At 62.4% G+C, this 4,660-nt stretch carries 5 protein-coding genes; 3 read left to right on the top strand and 2 right to left on the bottom strand.

The genetic code is table 11. From position 1 onward, the window contains the following. Positions 1 to 177 precede the first annotated feature (177 nt). Positions 178 to 378 (top strand): hypothetical protein, encoded by a 201-nt coding sequence (locus B1C78_RS11875; protein WP_077279387.1) that lies wholly within the window; start codon positions 178 to 180, stop codon positions 376 to 378. Positions 379 to 483: 105 nt separating this feature from the next. On the opposite strand, the gene B1C78_RS11880 is transcribed toward B1C78_RS11875, so the two are convergent. Then, the gene (locus tag B1C78_RS11880) at positions 484 to 1,668 is read right to left on the bottom strand and encodes a hypothetical protein (RefSeq protein ID WP_077279388.1); all 1,185 of its coding nucleotides are present in this window, start codon (positions 1,666 to 1,668) and stop codon (positions 484 to 486) included. 41 nt (positions 1,669 to 1,709) lie between these two features. After that, entirely contained in the window at positions 1,710 to 2,810 is a 1,101-nt protein-coding gene (gene nadA / locus B1C78_RS11885) for a quinolinate synthase NadA (protein WP_077279389.1), read from the bottom strand. A gap of 286 nt (positions 2,811 to 3,096) precedes the next feature. On the opposite strand from nadA, the gene B1C78_RS11890 reads away from it, so the two are divergent. Next, complete coding sequence (locus B1C78_RS11890) at positions 3,097 to 3,777, top strand: zinc metallopeptidase (protein WP_077279390.1); 681 nt, start codon at positions 3,097 to 3,099, stop codon at positions 3,775 to 3,777. 225 nt (positions 3,778 to 4,002) lie between these two features. After that, positions 4,003 to 4,515: a protein disulfide oxidoreductase gene (locus tag B1C78_RS11895; protein ID WP_077279391.1), complete on the top strand. Its 513-nt coding sequence runs from the start codon at positions 4,003 to 4,005 to the stop codon at positions 4,513 to 4,515. Positions 4,516 to 4,660 lie beyond the last annotated feature (145 nt).

A 4,660-nucleotide genomic window follows, 5' to 3' on the forward strand; every position in this document is an offset into this window, starting at 1 on the left:
TCCTACAACAAGCATCGCAGACATGCTTCGCTCCTTCGCGAGAGCCTCATACGCTTTACCTGTGAACAACCTGTTGGGGTAACACAGCTAGCGCCATTGCGCTTGGGTGAGTGGGGCTTCTTGTACAGGCTGGCGAAGGGGCCATAATGGCGGACACGACCTGCCGGAGCGACCCGCATGCGCACACTCAAGGAATACCCCGTCGGGGAACTGAAGCTCATCTACCAGGCCCTGCACGCCGCTCTGCCCGGCGAGCCCGAACTGATGGACAGCCTGTTGCTGGAAGACCTGCAGCGCTTCCTGCAGGAGCGCGCCACCCAGGACGGGGTGGACGTCTCAACCCACAACCAGTGGGCCGCGTGGCTTGCGGACCGTTGAAAAACGAATTCAAGATTCAATATTCAAGATTCAAAGGTGAGGGCGGCGGCGATGGTCCGCATCGCGTATGGCCTGTTCCCTTGAATCTTGAATCTTGAATCAGCTTCACTTCCGCTTGAACTTGCTGGAGCGCTTGAGTTCGCTGAGGATGTCGCGCTCCAGGTTGTCCAGATCTTCCATCTTCACCTGGGCGACGTCGCTGATCCATGCGGTGTTCTGGTTACGCTTGCGCGCAAAGTAATTGAGGATGAACTCCTCGGACATGAGCATGAAGCGGATGGCCTGGGCCGGGTCCACCTGCAGGAAGGGGTTGCGGGCGATCTGCATGGCGGACTGCTCCTGCTGGAGGCAGTAACGGTTGAGCAGTGTGTAAAGGGCCATGCGGGCCTCGCTGATGGTGCGTGACACCTTGCTGCGCGTGAAGGGGTGCAGGCTGGCGTCCACGATGGCGTCCAGCCACAGCGTCAGGTCGTTCTCCGAGATGGTCACTTCCCGGGCGCGCTGTTCGGCCACCAGGTCCGAGATCTGCTGCTGCAGGCGATCCGCCTCCTGGTTGGATTTGCCTCGGTTCACCGCCCTTCGCCACAGGGCCTGCGATCGTTCGAGGTCCTTGCGCAACTCCTCGATCTGATCGGCCAGGTTGCGCGCCTCCTGGTCCAGGAGCCCGATCTGACGGGCCTTGGCCTGCATTTCGTGCTGGGTCACGGAGACGCGAATCAGGAAATAGCGGGCCAGCAGGTGCTCAATGTCCTCGGCGTGATGGCGTAGCCGCTCCGCGGCGTGGTCGAAGGCTTCCAGCAGGTCGTCGGTGGTCTCCTCCTCGCGCAGCAGTCGGATCGACTCGGCCGTTTCCGCCGCCTCCGTGCGCACGTCCATGAGCAGGCCGTTGAGGGACTTGACCTTGTTGGTGAGTATCTTGAGCGAATCCGCGTCGTTGCGTTTTTGCCAGTCCGCGTGCATCTGCTCCAGATCCGTAAGCTTCTGCCGGAAGATCTTCACGTTGGCCGTGTCGCCGGTACGCTTGGCCCGATCCAGGGCGTTCAGCACGTCGTCGCCGTGTTCGTCCTGGATGCGGATCCGTTGTTGCAGGTGATGTGCGTTGGCGGCGAGGATCAGGCTCTCCACGGCGCCGCGGGAATACAACGGCACCTCCTCGATGAAGTCGGAAGGGATGTTGTCGGGGAGCTTTTCGGCCGGCAGGCGGGCGAGTTCGTCCGGAGACAGCGAGTTGACCATCTTGCGGAACACCCGCATGGGAATAGACGGACGATGCCGGAAGGATACGCTCATGGTCAGCCGCCCCTTGTCCCGGCATCCCCCTGCCTCATGGGTCAGGCGTCTCCCCGTCCCATCACCGGGGCCTGGAGGGTCTTAGCGAAATCCAGCATGCGTTGGGTGGAGCGCAGGGCCTTGACGCGCAGCGCCTCGTCCACAAGTACCTCGTTGTCCCCGGATTCCAGTGTCGTGAGCAGGTTGTGCAATCCGTTCATGGCCATCCATGGGCAGTGTGCGCAACTGTGACAGGTGGCGCTGTGGCCGCCCGTGGGCGCCTCGATGAAGGTCTTGCCCGGCGCCGCCTGCTTCATCTTGTAAAAAATGCCCGAGTCGGTGGCGACGATGAGGGTTGGATTCGGCAGGCTGCCGGCCGCCTTGACGAGCTGGGTGGTGGAGCCCACCACATCGGCCAGATCGATCACCGCTGCCGGGGATTCCGGATGCACCAGCACGGCGGCCTCCGGGTGCTTCGCTTTCAATTCCAGCAGGGCGCCGGCCTTGAACTCGTCGTGCACCACGCAGGAACCGTCCCACAGCACCATGTCGGCACCGGTCTGGCGCCGGATGTAGTCGCCCAGATGCTTGTCCGGAGCCCAGAGAATCTTCTCGCCCCGCGCCTTGAGGTGTTCAGCCAGCTTGAGGGCAATACTGGAGGTGACCACGTAATCGGCGCGCGCCTTCACGCCCACCGACGTGTTGGAATAGACCACCACGGTCCGGTCAGGGTATTGATCGCAAAAGGCGTTGAATTCATCCGCCGGGCAGCCCAGGTCCAGTGAGCACTCCGCCTCCAGAGTCGGCATCAGCACCCGCTTCTCCGGGCTGAGGATCTTGGCTGTTTCACCCATGAAGCGCACACCGGCCACCACCAGCGTCGAGGCGGCATGCTCCTTGCCGAAGCGCGCCATATCCAGGGAGTCGGACACGCAGCCGCCGGTCTCTTCGGCGAGGCGCTGCAATTCCGCATCCACGTAGTAGTGGGCCACCAGGGCCGCATCCTGTTCGTGCAGCAGCTGCTTGATGCGATCGCGCACCGCTTCCAGCTCCGCTCCCGTGTAGTGGGGCGCAAGGGCGGTGATCCGGGCCGTCTCGGGGACATCGAATGCCCGGATGGGTTGTGCGGGTACAGTGCTCAAGTTTGCGTTACTCTGGTTCATAGTGTTTTGGACAGCCAACTTCCGATTCTATCCCCAGTGGTGGCCCTTTGGCATCCCCGGGCTCGCGCCCTGTGCGGCATTGCGCGGAACGAGGCCTCGCGGCGGATTGCGGGGCGAGCGTGGGCTCAAGGCTTTGCAGCACCCGTTGCCTGTCCGACAGATGGAGATGATCAGGTAAAGATGAGGTTCAAGGTTCTATGTTCAAGGTTCAAGGTTCAAGGGGCGGGTCCCGGGGTTGTACCCTTGAACATTGAACTTTGAGCTTTGAACTCCAGATTGGTCTCCCATGGTCTTCGTCATTCTCTTTGCCCTTGTCCTGCTGGCCCTGTTCCTGCCGTCCTGGTGGGCAGGCTGGGTGTTGCGCCGCTACAGCACGGAGCGGGAGGATTATCCGGGCACCGGAGGCGAGTTCGCCCGCCACCTGCTGGATCGCTTCGACATGGGGCATGTGCAGGTGGAGGAGACGAACGGCGGGGATCATTACGATCCCATGGCCAAGGCGGTTCGCCTGTCGCCGGAGTACCTGAACGGGCGCTCCCTGACCGCGGTGACCGTGGCGGCCCATGAGGTGGGCCATGCCATACAGGATCACCGGGGCTACACACCGCTGGCCTGGCGCACGCGGCTGGTGTCCGTTGCCGGCAGCGCGGAGAAGCTGGGCGCGGCACTGATGATGCTGGCCCCGCTGCTGTTGCTGGTCACCCGCAGGCCCGCCGGTGGACTGATCATGCTGCTGGGCGGCGCGCTCAGTTTCGGCGCCGCCGCCCTGGTGCACCTGGTCACGCTGCCCGTGGAACTGGATGCCAGCTATCGCCGGGCCATGCCCATCCTCGCCAGCGGCTACCTGCCGAAGGAGGACCTGGCCCCCGCACGGCGCATTCTTACGGCCTGCGCCTTCACCTACGTGGCGGCCTCACTCGCCAGCATGCTCAACCTGTGGCGCTGGCTGGCCATCCTGCGACGCTGAGGCTCGCTTTGAATGGACAAGATGAACAGGATTTTTCAGGATTCACAGGCTGAGAATTCATTTGACAGGATTAACAGGATTTACATGATTTCAACGAGCTCTTAGTCCTGTTAATCATGTAAATCCTGTCTGAGCATTTAATTATTTGGTTCTTGATCCTGTAAATCCAGAAAAAATCCTGTCCATTGCCTTTTTGATCGAAGCAAGCAAGCCCCGAGAGAAAACATGAGCACCAAACGCAGCAAGCACCGACGATGGCTGATCTGGGGCGCGGAGATCCTGTTCTTCGTGGTGCTGTTCTTCGCCGTCAAGGCCTGGGTGCAGCGGGACATGATCTCGGGCGAGGCGCCGACGCTGGCGGGTATCGACCTGCACGGGCAGGAGATCAGCCTGGCGGATTATCGTGGGCAAACGGTGCTGGTTCACTTCTGGGCCACCTGGTGCCGCATCTGCCGGCTCGAGCAGGGGTCCATCGAGTCATTGAGCCGAAGCTGGCCAGTGCTCACCGTGGCCACCCAATCGGGAGAGGTCGACGAGCTGATCGAGCACATGGCGGCGAACGACCTCACCCACCTGGTGATTCCGGATCCGGACGGCCGCCTGGCGGCGAGCTATGGCGTGCGCGGCGTGCCCGCCAGTTTCGTGGTGGACGCCGACGGCGAGATCCGTTTCCGGGAAACGGGATTCACCACCAACTGGGGCCTGCGGGCCAGGCTGTGGATGGCGCGAGTGTTCTGACCCATTGCACCAGGGATCGCGAATGATTGTGGTCTCCGGGCCTGCCTCGCGCCGTCGTCTTTGCAGGAGAAGTCCATCTGTAGGTCGCCCTTCAGGGCGACAGGCGCGGCTGGGTCAGAGACCGCTTGTCGGGCTGAAGCCCGAC

It is taken from the genome of Thioalkalivibrio denitrificans, from assembly GCF_002000365.1.
GTDB lineage: Bacteria > Pseudomonadota > Gammaproteobacteria > Ectothiorhodospirales > Ectothiorhodospiraceae > Thioalkalivibrio_A > Thioalkalivibrio_A denitrificans.

Coding starts and splice junctions, on each gene's coding strand:
- B1C78_RS11895 (WP_077279391.1), top strand. CDS start 4,003: ATGAGCACCAAACGCAGCAAGCACCGACGATGGCTGATCTGGGGCGCG.
- B1C78_RS11880 (WP_077279388.1), bottom strand. CDS start 1,668: ATGAGCGTATCCTTCCGGCATCGTCCGTCTATTCCCATGCGGGTGTTC.
- nadA (WP_077279389.1), bottom strand. CDS start 2,810: ATGAACCAGAGTAACGCAAACTTGAGCACTGTACCCGCACAACCCATC.
- B1C78_RS11875 (WP_077279387.1), top strand. CDS start 178: ATGCGCACACTCAAGGAATACCCCGTCGGGGAACTGAAGCTCATCTAC.
- B1C78_RS11890 (WP_077279390.1), top strand. CDS start 3,097: ATGGTCTTCGTCATTCTCTTTGCCCTTGTCCTGCTGGCCCTGTTCCTG.